This is a genomic window from Parapedobacter composti (assembly GCF_900112315.1).
Lineage (GTDB): Bacteria > Bacteroidota > Bacteroidia > Sphingobacteriales > Sphingobacteriaceae > Parapedobacter > Parapedobacter composti.
Genome location: NZ_FOLL01000011.1, coordinates 105,544 through 123,025, shown reverse-complemented (window position 1 = coordinate 123,025; position 17,482 = coordinate 105,544). Strand labels below are relative to the sequence as shown.

General features: G+C 49.9%; 13 protein-coding genes. 10 read left to right on the top strand and 3 right to left on the bottom strand.

The annotated features are described in order from the left end of the window. The first annotated feature begins 128 nt into the window (after positions 1 to 128). A complete protein-coding gene (locus BM030_RS12525) occupies positions 129 to 344 on the top strand; it encodes a hypothetical protein (RefSeq protein ID WP_090973942.1) in 216 nt (71 codons plus the stop codon). Positions 345 to 352: 8 nt separating this feature from the next. Here the strand turns inward: BM030_RS12525 and BM030_RS12520 are convergent, their stop codons facing one another. Then, positions 353 to 2,473 (bottom strand): S9 family peptidase, encoded by a 2,121-nt coding sequence (locus tag BM030_RS12520; RefSeq protein ID WP_317615110.1) that lies wholly within the window; start codon positions 2,471 to 2,473, stop codon positions 353 to 355. Positions 2,474 to 2,660: 187 nt separating this feature from the next. Here BM030_RS12520 and BM030_RS12515 point away from each other — a divergent pair, with 187 nt between their 5' ends. From BM030_RS12515 to recA, 4 genes are all read left to right on the top strand, one after another. Further along, positions 2,661 to 4,289, top strand: a complete 1,629-nt coding sequence (locus BM030_RS12515; RefSeq protein ID WP_090973940.1) for a S8 family peptidase — start codon at positions 2,661 to 2,663, stop codon at positions 4,287 to 4,289. 88 nt (positions 4,290 to 4,377) lie between these two features. Beyond that, positions 4,378 to 4,572, top strand: a complete 195-nt coding sequence (locus BM030_RS12510) for a hypothetical protein (protein WP_090973939.1) — start codon at positions 4,378 to 4,380, stop codon at positions 4,570 to 4,572. Positions 4,573 to 4,587: 15 nt separating this feature from the next. Then, positions 4,588 to 5,241 carry an endonuclease III gene (nth, locus tag BM030_RS12505; protein WP_090973938.1) on the top strand — a complete coding sequence of 218 codons (654 nt, stop codon included), beginning with the start codon at positions 4,588 to 4,590 and terminating at the stop codon, positions 5,239 to 5,241. A 48-nt stretch (positions 5,242 to 5,289) separates the two neighbouring features. Further along, positions 5,290 to 6,300, top strand: coding sequence for a recombinase RecA (gene recA / locus BM030_RS12500; RefSeq protein ID WP_090973937.1), 1,011 nt, complete (start codon positions 5,290 to 5,292; stop codon positions 6,298 to 6,300). 10 nt (positions 6,301 to 6,310) lie between these two features. On the opposite strand, the gene BM030_RS12495 is transcribed toward recA, so the two are convergent. Then, the gene (locus BM030_RS12495) at positions 6,311 to 7,099 is read right to left on the bottom strand and encodes an SDR family oxidoreductase (protein WP_090973936.1); all 789 of its coding nucleotides are present in this window, start codon (positions 7,097 to 7,099) and stop codon (positions 6,311 to 6,313) included. Between the two features lie 128 nt (positions 7,100 to 7,227). Here BM030_RS12495 and BM030_RS12490 point away from each other — a divergent pair, with 128 nt between their 5' ends. Next, a complete protein-coding gene (locus BM030_RS12490; protein ID WP_090973935.1) occupies positions 7,228 to 9,366 on the top strand; it encodes a catalase in 2,139 nt (712 codons plus the stop codon). A 362-nt stretch (positions 9,367 to 9,728) separates the two neighbouring features. Here the strand turns inward: BM030_RS12490 and BM030_RS12485 are convergent, their stop codons facing one another. Next, positions 9,729 to 10,418, bottom strand: a complete 690-nt coding sequence (locus tag BM030_RS12485) for a type 1 glutamine amidotransferase domain-containing protein (RefSeq protein ID WP_090973934.1) — start codon at positions 10,416 to 10,418, stop codon at positions 9,729 to 9,731. A 154-nt stretch (positions 10,419 to 10,572) separates the two neighbouring features. Here BM030_RS12485 and BM030_RS12480 point away from each other — a divergent pair, with 154 nt between their 5' ends. The 4 genes from BM030_RS12480 (at position 10,573) to BM030_RS12465 (ending at position 17,475) form a co-directional block, all read left to right on the top strand. Continuing rightward, on the top strand, positions 10,573 to 11,139 hold the full coding sequence (locus BM030_RS12480; protein ID WP_170845724.1) for an RNA polymerase sigma factor: 567 nt from the start codon (positions 10,573 to 10,575) through the stop codon (positions 11,137 to 11,139). 125 nt (positions 11,140 to 11,264) lie between these two features. Beyond that, a complete protein-coding gene (locus tag BM030_RS12475; protein WP_090973932.1) occupies positions 11,265 to 12,413 on the top strand; it encodes a FecR family protein in 1,149 nt (382 codons plus the stop codon). A 281-nt stretch (positions 12,414 to 12,694) separates the two neighbouring features. After that, entirely contained in the window at positions 12,695 to 16,012 is a 3,318-nt protein-coding gene (locus tag BM030_RS12470) for a TonB-dependent receptor (RefSeq protein ID WP_170845723.1), read from the top strand. 23 nt (positions 16,013 to 16,035) lie between these two features. Further along, positions 16,036 to 17,475 (top strand): RagB/SusD family nutrient uptake outer membrane protein, encoded by a 1,440-nt coding sequence (locus tag BM030_RS12465; protein ID WP_244518907.1) that lies wholly within the window; start codon positions 16,036 to 16,038, stop codon positions 17,473 to 17,475. Positions 17,476 to 17,482: the final 7 nt, after the last annotated feature.

Below are 17,482 nucleotides of genomic sequence, written 5' to 3'. Positions count from 1 at the left end.
TAGAGAAAATATTTTTCTTTACACAAATTTATTGATATTTTATTTTTATCCCAGCCCTGTCATGTTAGCGGCTGACTGCCATACAGATACCATTTGCATACCTTGCTTTTTATTCAGAACTTTGCGGCATGACAGGCACAAGCTGGTTTTTCATTCTTTTCTTCGCCGTTCCCCTCATCGCGTTGCTCATCTGGCTTATGAAGCAGGATAAGCGCAAGGGAGTTTGGGGTATTCTCATCGTCATCCTGCTTGCATCCGCCGCCATTTACGTTTCGTCGCGGGCCAGTAAAAACGCGGCCGTGAATTTTGAGATGCGGAAAAAAGAAGCACAAGAGAAAAAATAGTCAGTCACCTAATCCGTGATGCCCTCCAATGCACATAAGAAGGCGTATACCAGCGCGATTTCTTTCAGATAGTCGAACCGCCCGGATGCTCCCCCATGGCCATAATCCATCTCGGTCTTCAGTAACAACACATTGTTGTCCGTCTTGGTCGCGCGCAGTTTAGCAACCCATTTAGCCGGCTCAAAGTACTGCACCTGGCTGTCGTGCAAGCCGGTAGTCACCAGCATATTCGGATATGCCTTCGCTTCTACATGCTCATAAGGCGAATAGCTCTTCATGTAGAAATAGGCTTCTCGATCATTCGGATTGCCCCATTCATCATATTCATTTGTGGTAAGCGGTATGGTCTCGTCAAGCATGGTATTAACCACATCTACAAATGGCACTTGGGCAATGACACCATGCCAAAGCTGCGGCGCCATGTTGATCACAGCCCCCATAAGCAACCCTCCGGCACTGCCTCCCTGCGCGTAAAGATGTTCCGGGGCCGTGTATTTTTCGGCCACTAAATACTGGCCGCAAGCGATAAAGTCGGTGAATGTGTTTTTCTTTTTCATCATTTTACCGTCTTCATACCATTGGCGGCCCATTTCCTGTCCACCACGGATATGCGCAATGGCAAACACGAACCCACGATCCAACAAGCTCAGCCGCGCGGAGCTGAAGGAAGGATCCATGGTAGCACCGTAAGAGCCATACCCATATAACAGCAGCGGAGCGCTGCCGTCCTTCCTGAAACCTTTTTTATAGACCAACGATATAGGCACTTTTGTGCCATCGTCAGCCGTCGCATACAATCGCTCGGTAGTATAATCTTCAACGTTATAACCGCCCACAACCTCCTGTTGCTTCTTCAAGGTCTTTTCCCGCAATAACATGTCGTAATCATAGGTCGATGCCGGCGTGGTCAGCGATGTATACGCGTACCGCAAGGTGGAGGTATTGTACTCGGGATTCGTTGCCGGGTAGGCCGTGTACGCTGCCTCGCCAAAATCCAGATAATGCTCACTGCCGTCCATCAGGTTACGTACCGCCAATTGAACAAGGCCGTTCTTCCGCTCGGATATAACCAGAAAATCCTTAAATTCATCTACATCTTCCAGCAGCACATCCTCGCGGTGCGGAATCATCTCTTTCCAATGCGCTACGCCCGTTTCGTCCAAGGGGCATTCCATCAATTTGAAATTCTTAGCGTCGCGGTTGGTTACAATAAGAAAGCGATCCGATAACGCTGTGACGCTGTATAACACATCCTTCATGCGGGGCTGAAACACCCTGAAAGCTTCCATGGGCTTATCCGCATCCAGGTACCGGGTCTCTGACGATAGTGTACCGCCAGAATAGATATAAATAAACCGGCCTGATTTGGCCTTACTTACACCAATATAGTTCGTGTTATCCAGTTCGTGATAAACGGTCGCGTCTCCCTCCACCCCATTACCAAGCGTATGCCGCATGATTTTCTCCGTAAGCAACGTAGCGGGATTATTTTTTGTATAAAACAACGTCTGGTTATCGTTGGCCCACACGGATCCCCCGGTCGTCCCAGGGATTGCATCCGCCATCAGTTCGCCGGTTTCCAGCTTTTTAATATGGATGGTATACTGCCGTCTGGACACGGTATCAACCCCGTACGCCAGCAACTTATTGTCCGGACTTACATTGAAACCCCTTACGGAATAATAAGAATGGCCCTCCGCCAGTGCATCCACATCCAACAGCACCTCTTCCGGCGCATCTAAGCTTTCTTTCTTACGGCAGAACTTGTAATATTGCTTGCCTTCTTCGGTGCGTGTATAATAATAGTACCCGTTCTTAAAATAAGGCACAGACTCGTCTTGCTCCTTAACACGCCCCTTCATTTCTTCAAACAATTTGGCCTGCAACGGTTCGGTATCTTTCATCATGGCGTCGGTATACGCGTTCTCCGCTTCAAGATACTGAATAACGGCCGCGGTATCCGGTCCCTTTTTAAAGTAATCATTCAACCAATAATAATTGTCGATCACCGTATCGCCATGCAGCGCTCTTACATGCGGCTTCACCGCAGCGATCGGCGCAGCAATCGATGGCCACTCGTAAGGCGTCCGGGACTTCTCCTGCGCACAGGAAGTCATTAAAACACTCATTATTAAAAAATTAGTTGATTTTCGGTTCATCGGCATGCCGCTTAGTTACACGATTAGTAAACAAAGATAACAGTTTAGTTAAACCTTTGGTGGAGATATTTGTCAACTTTTGCAAATATTCGGCGGTAATAAATAGTATACAGCAATAAACAGTATATTTGTCAGCATACGAAAAATTAACTACTATATGGCGTTCTGGAAATTGCGCAATGCATTCTTTCTCATCCTAATCCCTTTACTTTCTGTCGGACAAGACAATCCTCCCCCTAACTGGTTCAACCTTGATTATGAGCGCGACGGTGTGATGGGTATCAGCACCGAAAAGGCGTATGAACTGCTGCTGAAAGGCAAAAGAAGCACACCGGTGGTCGTTGCCGTGATTGACGGTGGTATCGATGTCAACCATGAAGATTTGCGCGATGTGATGTGGATCAACGAAAAGGACAGCGCTGCCACCGGCAAGGATGAAGATGGAAACGGCTATATAAATGACAAATACGGATGGAATTTCATCGGCAATGCAAACGGTGAAAACGTTCATTACGATAATCTTGAGGTCACCCGCCTGGTGAGGGTCCTTGAACCCAAATACATTTCCGTATTGCCATCCACCCCGATGAGCGGCGAAGAACGGCGGGAATTTCAGGAATACCAAAAGATGGTTACCTACTACGCCAACAAGACGCAGGAGGCCCGGTTCGGCCAGGTTAGCTACACCGGCTTGAAACGAGCCGTAGACACCATCGTAGCCCGGATCGGGAAAGAAAACCCTACCCTCGCTGACTTTGATCGATACAGAGCCGAAGACGATCTGGAAAAGATGGCCTTAAAGATCATTAAGAAAGAACTGAAAGACGAACCCGACTTCAGTAAATTCTACGAACAACTCAAAGACGGCGTGGAGTACTTTAACAACCAAGTAAACTACCACCTCAACAAGGAATACGACCCGCGCCACATCGTTGGCGATGATTATGAAAACAGTCGTGAGCGGTATTACGGCAATGCCGATGTAACGGGCCCGGATGCGGATCATGGCACCCATGTTGCCGGTATTATCGGTGCCGTGCGCGACAATGATATTGGCATAAAAGGGGTGGCAGATAACGTGCGGATTATGGCCATACGTACCGTTCCCGATGGCGATGAGCGCGATAAGGATGTGGCCAATTCCATCCTGTATGCAGTAGAAAACGGAGCCAAAGTCATCAATATGAGCTTCGGGAAAGCCTTTGCCAAAGACAAACAGGTGGTGGATGACGCCGTACGTTTTGCGATGGAAAACGATGTACTGATAGTCCATGCTGCCGGAAACGAAGGTCAGGACAATGACGCCAACCCCAATTTCCCCAACCGGAATTACGTGGATAGCTTGGGCATCAATAAAGGCGAAGCCGATGCTTGGATAGAAGTTGGGGCCAGCCAATGGAAAAATGACGGCGATTTGGTCGCCTCGTTCTCCAACTACGGCCGCCGTTCTGTCGATGTGTTTGCTCCAGGCGTAAAAATACACTCCACCATGCCCGGGTCAACCTATAAAGACCAACAAGGCACCAGCATGGCAGCACCGGTAGTGGCCGGCCTTGCGGCCCTGATACGGTCATACTACCCCGAGCTTCCGGCCGTGGAGGTAAAGCGCATCATCATGCAGTCAGTTACCCGTGTAGACCAGCGCGTAAAGGTGAAGGGGCCAGACGGCCAGAACAGGCGCGTATCCATGAACGAAGTGTGTGTGACCGGAGGTGTTGTTAACGCCTACAAGGCCTTGCAGCTCGCAGCGCAGCAGGCTTCAAAATCAAGCAAGAAAAAACAGTAAAAATGCCGCTCCATGCTTTCCGTCACATACTAATGTGCGGTTCAAATCGTTATAAACGATATACGCGAAACGCTAAATCATTGTGCTTATGACAGAAATTTACACCAAGAAACAGGCCCGCGGTATCATCAGAAAATTAGAGAAGGAGCACTTCCGCTTGGATTTAGATGATGAATTATTCTACGATTCGCTCAAAAGCAAGATGGATGAGCTGCTCCGCCAGCCCAATCAGGGAAGTATCAACAAAATCGTTGCATACTCAAAGGCTTGGCATACCGCTTAGTTACCGGGCCGGATTATGCTCAAAAAAGAACGATACCGGGCATTCGTAGACTATTTCTCCACACACAATCCGGATGCCCAGACCGAACTCAACTACAGCAATCCATATGAGTTGCTGGTGGCGGTTATTTTATCTGCTCAATGCACAGACAAACGCATCAACCAGGTTACCCCTGCCTTATTTGCCCGATTCCCTGATGCCGAAAGCCTCGCAGCAAGTACGCCGGATGAGGTATTCACCTATATCCGGAGCGTCAGCTACCCTAACAATAAAGCCAAACACCTGGTCGGCATGGCCCAGACATTGGTAAACGATTTCGGCGGTGTAGTACCCCAAAAGATAGAAGAGCTTCAACGACTACCGGGTGTAGGACGCAAAACCGCCAACGTTATCGCCTCAGTGGTATACCAAGCGCCCGCCATTGCCGTAGACACGCATGTTTTCCGGGTAGCTAACCGCATTGGACTTACCGACAACGCCAAAACGCCCCTCGCTGCAGAAAAACAATTAGTTAAATATTTACCCAAAGACACTTTGGCAATTGCCCATCATTGGCTAATTTTACATGGACGCTACATCTGCGTGGCTCGAAACCCCAAGTGCGCAACATGTCCGATTACGTGGATGTGCCGGTATTTCGAGAAATATAAAAAAAACGAAAAAACTTAGTAAACAGATTAAATAAATTTTATCTTTGGCCGAATAATTACTAAATCAATGAGCAATCAAGAGAAACTAAAAGCCTTGCAACTTACCTTAGATAAATTGGAAAAATCATACGGTAAGGGCACCATTATGAAATTGGGCGATTCGGCGGTGGAACCCATCGAAGCGATTTCAACCGGCTCCATTGGATTGGATATCGCTTTGGGCATCGGCGGTGTGCCGAAAGGGCGTGTCATTGAGATTTACGGCCCTGAGTCTTCCGGGAAAACCACATTGGCTACACATATCATTGCAGAAGCACAGAAAAAAGGAGGTATCGCAGCCATCATCGATGCCGAACATGCATTTGACAAGTATTATGCTAAAAAGTTAGGTGTAGATATCGAAAATCTGCTCATTTCACAGCCTGATAACGGCGAGCAAGCCCTTGAGATTGCGGATAACCTCATCCGTTCCGGCGCTATTGACGTCATTGTCATCGACTCGGTAGCCGCCCTTGTTCCCAAAGGCGAAATCGAAGGAGAGATGGGCGATTCTAAAATGGGTTTACAGGCCCGCCTGATGTCTCAGGCCCTGCGCAAACTCACCGGAACCATTTCGAAAACCAACTGTTGCTGCATCTTCATCAACCAATTACGCGAAAAAATAGGTGTAATGTTCGGTAACCCGGAAACCACCACCGGGGGAAACGCGCTTAAGTTCTATGCTTCGGTGCGGCTCGATATCCGCCGTATGGCACAAATCAAGGATGCAGACGAAGTTTCCGGTAACCGTGTGAAGGTAAAAATCGTAAAAAACAAGGTAGCCCCTCCTTTCCGTGTCGCAGAATTTGACATCCTATTCGGCGAGGGGATTTCCAAAGCGGGGGAAATCATTGACCTGGGTGTCGATTTCAGCATCATCAAAAAATCAGGGTCGTGGTTCAGCTACGGCGACACCAAACTCGGCCAGGGCCGCGATGCCGTGAAAAACCTGTTGCTTGACAACCCCGACCTGATGGACGAGCTGGAAGCTAAGATCAAGGCGGAAGTTACCGCAGAGAAATTAGAGGAGCTTGAATAAGCTCCTTTTTTTATGATAAACTTGGCGTCTTGCCCCCATCCACGGGTATGCTGGCACCTGTGATGTAAGCGGCTGCCGGTGAAGCCAGAAAGGCAACCACATGTGCAATTTCTTCCGCCTGACCGAAGCGCCTTAGCGGTATCGTGCTCACCATGGAACGTTCCACCTCATCAAGCGGTTTCCCTGTCTTTTCCGCAGTGTGCTTCATCAGGCTCTCCAATCGTCCCGTATACGTTGGGCCCGGCAACACGTTATTAACCGTGATTCCGAACGCTCCAACCTCATTGGCCAATGTTTTAGCCCACGCAGCAACAGCGGCTCTGACGGTATTGGAAACCCCCAATTCAGGTAATGGGGTTTTCACCGAAGTAGAAATGACATTAATAATCCGACCATAACCGGCAGCCTTCATTGCCGGCAATGCCGCACTTACCAGGCACTGGTTACATCCCAAATGCTGCCTGAACGCCTGCTCAAACGACTGAACCGGAGCATCCGTTATAGCGCCCGCCGGGGGGCCGCCCGTATTGTTAACCAGCACCGTCACCGGGAAGCGCGCCATGATACGGTTGGCAGCTCCATTAACTGCGCCCAAATCGGTGAAATCCGCCACTTCATAGTAATGTTGCTGCCCTTCGGGAGTAGGCAAACCCGCTATCGCCGCTTCAAGTTTCGCTTTGTTCCGTGCCAACAATATGCAGGTAGCCCCTAAAGCCGCCAACTCCCGGGCTGCGGCCAACCCAATACCCTGCGTACTTCCGCAAACCAAGGCGTATCTACTGTTTAATGATGTATCCATAAATCAGAACGTTTGCGTAAAGTTAACCATAGCTGCGAACTTTATGCCAGCTTCTGAAACTCAATCAAACAATAAAAAAGCGTCATTGTTCAACATAATGAGGATGTTAAACAATTAAATGATGAACCATGGCAAAAAAGACTCCAACTCCCACACCGAAGCAAATTGATTTAGACAAGGACACCCGTTCATCCACGGACCAATTCCTTACCACCAATCAGGGCGTACGCATACAAGACAACCAGAACACCCTCAAGGCCGGTGATCGGGGCCCTTCGCTGCTGGAAGACTTTATTTTCCGCGAAAAGATGTTCCATTTTGACCATGAGCGCATACCAGAACGGGTCGTACATGCCCGGGGTGCCGGTGCCCATGGCTACTTTCAGCCCTATCAATCAATGGCGGCCGTGACCAAGGCAGGCTTTTTAGCCGATCCCGACAAGCAAACCCCAGTGTTCGTACGTTTTTCCACCGTCGTCGGTTCCCGCGGTTCAACCGATTTGGCGAGAGATGTGCGCGGATTTGCGGTCAAGTTCTATACCGATGAGGGCATCTTCGATCTGGTTGGCAACAACATCCCTGTATTTTTCATACAGGACGCAATGAAATTCCCCGATCTGGTCCATTCGATTAAACCAGAGCCCCATAACGAAATTCCCCAAGCCACGGCCGCGCACAATACCTTCTGGGACTTCATTTCACTGATGCCAGAGTCCATGCATATGATTTTGTGGGCAATGTCTGACCGCGCTATCCCACGCAGCTACCGTATGATGGAAGGTTTCGGCGTGCACACATTCCGCTTTGTCAATGCTGACGGCAAAGGTACATTTGTCAAATTCCACTGGAAGCCTATGCTGGGTGTCCATGCTGTCGCATGGGACGAAGCGCAGAAAATATCCGGTGTGGACCCCGACTTCCATCGGCGAGACCTCTGGGAGGCCATCGAAAGCGGTGTTTTTCCTGAATGGGAATTAGGTGTACAGCTCGTAGCAGAAGAAGACGAACATAACTTCCCTTTCGATTTGCTTGATCCCACGAAAATTATCCCCGAAGAAATGGTTCCCGTGCAGCGCATCGGCAAGATGGTGCTGAACCGCAATCCAGACAACTTCTTTGCCGAAACAGAACAGGTGGCCTTCCATCCCGGCCACATTGTACCCGGCATTGATTTCACGAACGACCCGCTGTTACAAGGGCGGCTTTTCTCCTACCTGGATACCCAACTGAGCCGCCTCGGCAGCCCGAACTTCCATGAGCTTCCGATAAACCGTCCCGTAGCTCCCGTACACAACAACCAGCGCGACGGCCACATGCGTCACACCATTAATCGCGGCACGACCAGTTACCAACCTAACTCGCTCGGTGGTGGCTGCCCATACCAGGCCATGTTGTCCGAAGGTGGATTTTCCTCCTATCCTGAACGGATAGATGCCCATAAAGTACGCGATCGCAGTGCCAGCTTTTCAGATCATTTCTCCCAAGCTTCGCTGTTCTACCATAGCCAATCGCCCGCCGAACAGCAACACATTATCGATGCGTTCAGCTTCGAACTGGGCAAGGTCACCTACCCCCACATCCATGAACGGATGGTGGGACTGTTGACCCAGGTAGACGAAGACCTTGCCCGGGCGGTAGCAGCGAACCTCGGCGTTGCGGTACCCCATGAACCCGAAAAACCGATGAACGCCGGTGTACCCACAGACGCAGACCCGGAAAAATATGAACCCAAAGCCGCCAAACCACCTATTGACAAATCGGCAGCTTTAAGCATGGAGAACACTGCCAAAAACACAATTGCTTCGCGCAAAATTGCATTTTTAGTGGCCGACGGCGTTAGTTTATCTGATGTAAAACACATGAAATCGGCCATAAAAGCCGAAAATGCAACCGTGGAGTTAGTCGCATCCCGCTTAGGAGCCATCACCACTTCGGACGAAGAAAGCTTGTCAGCAGACAAGACATTTATGACAACAGCTTCCGTGCTATATGATGCCATATACGTACCCGGTGGCGAAAAGAGCGTTATCACATTAGCCGCCCACGCAGACGCCATCCATTTTATTAACGAAGCATACCGCCATTGCAAAGCCCTCTGTTTCAGCAACGATACGGCACCTCTTATCTCCAAGACGTTCATCGACGTCCAAGGTGATTCCGGCGTTATCACGGGCGGCAATATGCAAGAGACGAGTCGACGATTTATCCAGGCAATCGCTGGCCACCGTTTTTGGCAACGGGAACTGGTCCGCAAAGTACCCGCCTAATAATTTTCGGCACGGTAATTGAGGATAGACTAATATAAAATTGTCTTTTCATAATTTAGGTTTATAATTGGTTAGTTAGAGAAAGCCCTGATCCTCCCCGTTTCAGGGCTTTCATTTTTATTCCTCTGACACCATAACCGACTACTCGGGTCACTGACGTCAAAATGTTTTCAAGGATGCTTTTGGCTCGTCCGCTGTCATGTATGATTACCGATAAACAACTATTGAAAGCTTTCACTGCTGAACAACGCTCTTTACCAGCGTAAACACTTACTCTATTGGCCGCCCCACCGACAATGAGTTTAATTGGGCAAGGTGTCCGTTATGCCAAACTAAATTTCAGAAAAAATAGTCATTTTTACCTAAGCCGTCTCCCTCAATCGTTCCACCAACGCTTTCGCTGTTCGCGATGCCGATGCCGGGTTCTGACCCGTAATCAACCAACCATCCACCTCAACATTAACAGCCATTGGTATCAATGCCGAACGGAAATCGGCCCCCAGCTCCATTAACTTGTCTTCTAATTTATAGGGGATATTGTCCATTTTCATTACCATTGCCTCTTCGGTATTGGTAAATGCTGTCAGCCGCTTGCCTTGCAGCAGCCCGGGCTCTAATTCCGCAGCCTTGATAAGCGCAGCCGGTCCATGGCAAACCGCAGCTATGGGTTTTCCGGCCCGGTAAAAGTCAAGCACAATCCTTGCACATGCTTCATCCGTTGCCAAATCCCAAAGCGGCCCGTGCCCCCCGGGGAAAAACACGGCATCGTATCCAGCCGGATCGACCGCATCCAGTTTCATGGTGGAAGCAAATGCAGCTTGCGCCTCTTTATCGTCGTTAAAGCGCCTATTGGAAGCCGTGATGTTTTCCGTCAGCTTACTCATCGGATCAACCGGAGGTTCGCCCCCGGCCGGAGAAGCCAGCGTTATTTCGTAGCCCTCGTCGCTTAACATGTAATAAGGGTCAGTAAATTCGCCTAACCATACACCTGTTTTGCTATCGGTATTATCCAGCTCACCATGGGAGGTGAGAACCATTAATATTCTTTTCATCGTCATAATTATTTAACCGCTCCGTCTTTATATTATACCCGTATAAAGAACAGGTTAAACAACGGGATTGTTTGTTACCGGCGCGCCATATCCACAATTTTACTTATTTTTATTGCTCCATTAATGGTAAGGATAATTTGGGATATCGCGAGGTTTGGAAGATTACAGCGCCTATACTGACCAACGACTTATTGAATTGCTCGCCGACGAGGACCGTCTGGCCTATACCGAGATATATAACCGTTACTGGCCGGTGCTTTTTGCCCATGCCTACAAGATGCTAAAAAACCATGATGCGGCCAGAGACATCATTCAGGACATTTTTACGGATCTATGGATGCAGGCTTCCGGCTTACAGATTAAACATTCCATCAGAGCTTATCTTTATGCAATGGTACGGTTTAAGGTGCTGGATGTTATTCGACGCAACCTCCACTACGAAAAACACCTGGATTCGCTGGCTACTTTTGCGGAAAAGGCCGAATTTAACACCGACAATACGATCATTTTCAACGAGTTCGTCAAAAGGATTGATGACGAGGTAGCCCAATTACCCGACAGGATGCGGGAAATCTTCCAAAAGAGCCGTTTCGAAGGACTTTCCAATAAAGAAATCGCCGAAGACCTTAACATTTCGCACGAAACAGTAAAAAAAACCATAACACGAGCCTTAAAGATCCTTCGATCGAAACTCCGATCCTTCATTCTTATATGGTTTTAATGGCAAGAAATTAATCTTTTTCAATTTTTTCACTTTTTTTTCGCAAATCAATGTCCCCCTCGGTGCTGTTTGTTCGACACATTGGTATAAGGCCATAAAATAACACCTTCAACTTTTTCTCTGTGATGGACAGACAGCAAGCGAAACAATTATTAGCCAGATACCTTAGTGGCGACTGTACACCGAACGAACGGGCACTGGTGGAGGCTTGGTACAATAAGGTCGTTGACGATCAAGCGCCAATCGAAGCCGATCCCGATTGGGATGCATTGGAGCGGCATCTTGCCACACAGCTATCCCTGGCCCCAAGGCAACCGCTTCGCCGATTACGCTGGTACAATTATGCAGCGGCTGCAGCTTCCATTTTGTTTATAGCAGCTGTCGCTTATTGGGGATACCTGCGGTGGAACGGAGCAGGTGATTCTGGCCATCGGTTGGTCGGCGACCTGCCACCCGGCGGCTATCGGGCAGAACTCGTATTGGCAGACGGTAGCAGACTGACTTTGGTAGAACACGAAGAAATCATAGTCACCGAAACCAGCATTACCTACCCCGATGGCAGCGAGGTCACCTCCGGCGACGAGCAAGGTTCAGACGTGCTAACATTAAGTACGCCCATCGGCGGGCAATACCGGTTATTGCTTCCCGATGGCAGTAAGGTGTGGCTCAATGCCGAGAGCAGCATCACTTACCCCCGAAAATTTAATACAGGCTCCTCCCGCGAAGTATCGCTGGCGGGAGAGGCCTATTTTGAAGTGGCCAAAGTAGTCGACAACAATGCTGCGAGCCCAAAACTTTTTGTCGTGCATACCGCCGGACAACGAATTGAAGTACATGGCACAACATTCAACGTAAACGCTTACCCAGGCGAAAATACCACTACTACACTCCTCTCCGGTGCCGTGAAAATTGCTCCGATCGGGGCTCATGCAAACGCGGCTCGGCAGCCACAAGGAACCTTGCTCCGCCCCGGCCAACAAGCAACCGACATAAATGGCCGGTTGGCTATTACGGAAGCTTCAACCGGTAATGCGATAGCATGGAAAAATGGAAGTTTCTTGTTTGACAATGAATCATTAACCCAAATTATGAAACAGCTACAGCGCTGGTACGGCTTCACCGTAACCCTTTCAGAGCTACCAAACCTACACTTTACAGGCGGCATTAAGCGAGATGTTCCGCTTTCCAAAGTACTACGGATGTTGGAAGCAACAAGGGATGATATTTCCTTTGAATTAAACGACAGAAAGGTAACCGTTAAACGAAACCACTAATCCGAACAGTTAAACTATATAATCTAACAACATGAAAACAAATCTCTTACCCTTCAAGATGCCCGGCTCATTCATCAGCACTCGCTACCCCCCTACTGGTATTACGGTAACTGCTGTATAGCAACAAAATGCCGCCGGATGTTGGCGCATCCGGCGGCTACAGGATAAAATGTCACTACACAATTTTAACCCTTAACTACAAATGTATGGAATTATGGTTCTCAGGCAACCGCTGGCGTCCATTTAATAAAAAGCTACGCTACAATCCTTCCCTTTTACGTATGAAATGCACCGTTTTAGCCATTGTCTTCTGCATGCAAACCAGCATGGCTGCTTTCTCGCAGAAAATTTCGCTGCGCGTAACCGATACGCCGCTCGAAACCGTCCTGAACATGGTGAAACAGCAGAGTGGTTATCATGTTCTGTACAACACCGAATTGATTAAACAGGCAGGTAATGTACATGTAACCTTAAAAAACACTGATCTGGAAACGGCGATGCGCGCGATTTTACGGACAGTACCGTTTATCCATGAAATCCAAGAGGGCACAATCGTTATCAAGCCCCGGTCTACCAACAACCAACGTCCTGTAGCTAACCAACCGCCCAAGGTTTCCCCGTTGGCTGCTAAACAGCAGGAGTTGCGCGGCCGGGTAGTCGATGAACAGGGCGAGGCACTCCCCGGCGTATCTGTCACGGTAGTAGGTGGTACAACTGCGGTTCAAACCAACCTCAGTGGCGTCTTTTCACTTCCGGGAGTCTCCCCAGACGCAACATTGCAGTTTTCTGCAGTGGGCTATAAACAACAGGAAATACGCGCCGATCGTTTACCTAATCCAGTTATAATGCAAGAAGACATGACCATGCTGGATGATGTGGTAGTGATGGGTTATAACACCCAATCGCGGCGCAGCATCACGGGCTCGGTTGCTTCTGTTAAGGGCGAACAAATCGAAAACATGCCCGTGCAGTCTTTTGACCGCGCCATCCAGGGCCGAGCGGCAGGTGTACTGGTCCAGAATGCCACCGGTGTACCGGGTGGAGCTGTGCGGATAAACATCCGCGGCATCGGATCAATCACTGCAGGTACCGAGCCCATGTATATCGTAGACGGGGTGCAGCTCAACAGTGATGAGCCCAGCGGGCGGACGTCTACCAACGCCATGGCCTATATCAATCCCAATGATATCGAATCCATCGAGATATTGAAAGATGCTGCAGCAGCAGCGATATACGGTGCGCAAGCGGCCAATGGCGTCGTACTAATCACTACCAAAAAAGGACAAGCAGGTCGCACGAACTTTTCGGTAAATTACTACGAAGGGGTCTCGCGGCAAACCCGAAACATGGATGTGCTTAATAGCCAGGAGGCCATTACCTTGCGTATAGAAGCACTAATGAACAATGATCCCTTGATGAGCCGCGATGTAGCTCGGGCACAGGCACTGACCGATTTGGGTGTACGCCCCGACTTGACGGACGAGGAATTGGCCGCATTGCCGACATACGACTGGCAAGGAGAGGCGTTTAAACCAGGTGCCGTAAGGAACATCGAGTTCAGCGCATCCGGCGGAAGCGACCGATCGACGTATTACCTTTCCGGCGCATATAACAAACACGATGGTAATGTCACCAATATCGACTTTGAGCGCGGTACTTTCCGCATGCGGCTCAACCAAGAGGTTACTCCGCGGCTGAGTATGGAGGGAGGTGTAAACCTGAGTTTCATCACCCAAAACGGCAATACCGGCTCCCAAGGCAATACCACCGGTTCCGCCTCTCCTCAGTATACCGCGTCATACATGCCGCCTACAGTACCAATCTACAACCCAGACGGCAGCTTCAACGCTTATGATGGCATGCCCGGCACCGGCTTCAACCCCATCCAAGCCGCCACAGTAGACGACAACATCGTGCGCCAGCGCGCGCTCATCGGTAATTTCAGCGCTTCCTATAAACTATTGGAAAACCTGACCTTTAAGTCATTCTATGGCATCGATTACCGTTTCATCCGGGCAGATTATTACCGGGATCCACGCACACCGAACGGTGCTCCGTGGAACGGCTACCTGATTGACGATAACACGGAAAATGTGAATTTCAGCACGAACCAAACACTGAACTATCGCGAGACGTTTGCATCCAACCATACCATCAGCGCGTTATTGGGGGCAGAGTACCGCAGCGACGTCAGGGAATACGAGTCGGCCCGCGCCAATAACTTCCCGACATACCAGTTCCGCACCAACCAGTCGGCGGCAGAACCCTACGCGGTGACGGGTTCATGGAGCGGCAACCGAAGGATGGGCTTTTTCGGACAGGTAAACTATGATTACAAGAACAAGTTGTTCGTGTCGGCCGTTGCCAGGTATGATGGATCTTCGCGGTTCGGCGTCAACAACCGCTTTGGATTCTTCCCCGGTATATCTGCCGGGTGGGATATAGCGCAGGAAGACTTTCTGAAAAGAACAGCATGGGTGGATCAGATCAAGCTCCGTGCTGGCTATGGCGTTGTAGGCAACGACCAGATCAACAACGTATCTTCGCGTGGGTTCTACCAGGGCGGCACACGATACAACGAGGCGGCGGCACTACGCCTGCAGACCCTTGCCAATCCTTACCTGGGTTGGGAGCGGAACGCGTCTGCTAATGTAGGGGTCGACTTCGGCTTCATCGACAACCGCCTCTTCGGCACGGTAGAAGTATTCCACCGGACCAGCCAACACCTACTGCTTAACAGGCCGCTTCCCCAGACCAGCGGTTTCAGCAACGTCGATGACAACCTCGGGCGCGTGGTTAACAAAGGGCTGGAGCTGGAGCTGAACAGCGTTAATGTGTTGGCAGGCGACTTCACCTGGCGATCCAACTTCAATATCTCATTCCTGCATAATGAAGTGAAAGAACTTTATGACGGACTGAGCGCCATTGGCAACACCATACGGGTTGGGCATCCGCTAAAAATCTGGTACCGACCGCAGTTTGCAGGCGTTAATAGCGCCAATGGGCGTTCCATGTGGTACGATAAGGACGGTAACATCACGTATCTACCGACAGCCGAAGATAATGTCCCCACCAAAGAGGGATGGCAATCTGACTATTTCGGCGGATTCTCGAACACGTTTTCCTATAAAGGGTTTGAATTCAGTGCGCTCTTCCATTTTGACATGGGCCGCTATATGGCAAATACGATGTACCAGGTGTGGTATAACGTGATGAGCAATCCCGGCCGGAACACGCTTCGCGAGCTGTTTGAAGACCGGTGGACCGCACCAGGACAGGTCACCTACGTAGCCCGCCCGGTAGCGGGTGGTGCCGAACGCAATTCGGCTACCAGGAGTTATGCCTCATCCCTCTTCCTCCAGGATGCATCATTCATCCGACTACGGGACGTGACCTTGGCCTACCGGTTCCAGCCTGCTCTGCTCCAAAAAATCAACGTATCGAATGCCCGAATATATCTCACTGCGGTAAACCTCCATACGTGGACCAAATGGGTAGGCTATGACCCGGAGTTTGCGGTGGATGGCCGCGTGGAAAATAACCAGGGAATTGTGCCCCAAACGATGAGTTTAACGGCAGGTATCCAAATCGGGTTTTAAAGAACGTAGCATAAAAACGATTAATGATGAAGACATATCCCAAAACGATAATAAGCTGTATCTTGACCATGGCAGTATGGATATCGGCCTGTAATAAGATACTGGACGTGAACCCTAAACAATCTATCGACTCAAGCATTGCCCTGGAAAGCCCCGAAGCTATCACAGCAGCGCTGAATTCAGTATACGCCTACCTGCGCCAGCCAAGCCAATATGGCCGCGACCTGATAGCTATTCCCGAGCTGCTGGCAGACAATACAGACCATACGAACAATCCGACGGAACTTTACGGGCAGTTCCGAAACCAGCCGGGCGCGCACATGAACATTTGGGGAAGCAGCTATTCGGCCATCAACGAAATCAATAACATTCTTGACGTACTCAGTACCCCTCCCGCAGGCGTATCTGCGGAATTTGCCGAAACCATTGCGGGCCAAGCCCACTTCCTGCGCGCACTTTACTACCATAACCTATCCAGAATCTACGGGTACGACCCCAAAGCAAGCGTAGACGAAATCAATTACGGCAGCGTGCCGTTGATGACGGATCCCGTCTTGGGCGCCGACCAAGTGACCTACCCTGAACGGGCAACCGTGGATGCCATATATGAACTTATCTATAACGACCTTGAAGCCGCATCGCAATTGCTGCAAGGGAAAACCGTCAATGCCAGCAACCCGGAATACTATGCCTCGGCTGAAGCGGCGCTAGCGCTATTTTCACGGGTTGCGCTTTATAATGAAGACTACGAACGCGTCATCACCACGGCCACGAACGCGCTGAGCACCACAGGCGATAAATTCATGGCTCACGCCGCTTACATTGCGGGATGGCGCCAGATGAAGCTGCCGGAATCGATTTTCGAGATTGTCTTCCATGTAGGTGACCATGAAAACCCGGTAAACACCTCACTCCGCGCCACGTTTACATCGCGCATTTCCCTCTCCTCAACGTCCTTTTCCAACAGGGGCAATGTGGTTGTAGCTCCTGCCCTGTACAGTTTGTATACAAACGACGACGTGCGGAGGCAATTGTTTATCAATGGTGTGGGCCGGAATGCCAACCGCACGGAAATCACCAAATTCCTCAGCAGAAGCGGCACCAACCACGACAATACACCGGTCATCCGCGTCAGCGAGGTAATCCTTAATCGTGCAGAAGCTTACGCCCATGATGACCAAGAGGAACTGGCGCGCCAGGACCTCAACCGTATCCGCGAACGGGCAGGACTGGATCCCGTGGATGACGGCCTCACTGGCCAAGCCCTGCTGGATGAAATCTTACTGCAGCGCAGGTTGGAACTCGCCTTTGAGGGCCACCGGTTTTTCGACCTTAAACGCCAAGGGCTGGACATCATCAAACCCATCGGCAATGTACGGTTCGAAGAATCGCGCATACTGCCGCCCCTTCCTATACAGGAAACGCTGCTCAACACAAACCTGAAACAAAATTTTGGATACTAACACACGC

Excerpts from the sequence above, each read along its gene's own strand:
- BM030_RS12470 (WP_170845723.1), top strand. The coding sequence starts at position 12,695 with ATGAAATGCACCGTTTTAGCCATTGTCTTCTGCATGCAAACCAGCATG.
- BM030_RS12475 (WP_090973932.1), top strand. The coding sequence starts at position 11,265 with ATGGACAGACAGCAAGCGAAACAATTATTAGCCAGATACCTTAGTGGC.
- nth (WP_090973938.1), top strand. The coding sequence starts at position 4,588 with ATGCTCAAAAAAGAACGATACCGGGCATTCGTAGACTATTTCTCCACA.
- BM030_RS12525 (WP_090973942.1), top strand. The coding sequence starts at position 129 with ATGACAGGCACAAGCTGGTTTTTCATTCTTTTCTTCGCCGTTCCCCTC.
- BM030_RS12485 (WP_090973934.1), bottom strand. The coding sequence starts at position 10,418 with ATGAAAAGAATATTAATGGTTCTCACCTCCCATGGTGAGCTGGATAAT.
- BM030_RS12465 (WP_244518907.1), top strand. The coding sequence starts at position 16,036 with ATGATGAAGACATATCCCAAAACGATAATAAGCTGTATCTTGACCATG.
- recA (WP_090973937.1), top strand. The coding sequence starts at position 5,290 with ATGAGCAATCAAGAGAAACTAAAAGCCTTGCAACTTACCTTAGATAAA.
- BM030_RS12510 (WP_090973939.1), top strand. The coding sequence starts at position 4,378 with ATGACAGAAATTTACACCAAGAAACAGGCCCGCGGTATCATCAGAAAA.
- BM030_RS12495 (WP_090973936.1), bottom strand. The coding sequence starts at position 7,099 with ATGGATACATCATTAAACAGTAGATACGCCTTGGTTTGCGGAAGTACG.
- BM030_RS12515 (WP_090973940.1), top strand. The coding sequence starts at position 2,661 with ATGGCGTTCTGGAAATTGCGCAATGCATTCTTTCTCATCCTAATCCCT.
- BM030_RS12520 (WP_317615110.1), bottom strand. The coding sequence starts at position 2,473 with ATGAGTGTTTTAATGACTTCCTGTGCGCAGGAGAAGTCCCGGACGCCT.
- BM030_RS12490 (WP_090973935.1), top strand. The coding sequence starts at position 7,228 with ATGGCAAAAAAGACTCCAACTCCCACACCGAAGCAAATTGATTTAGAC.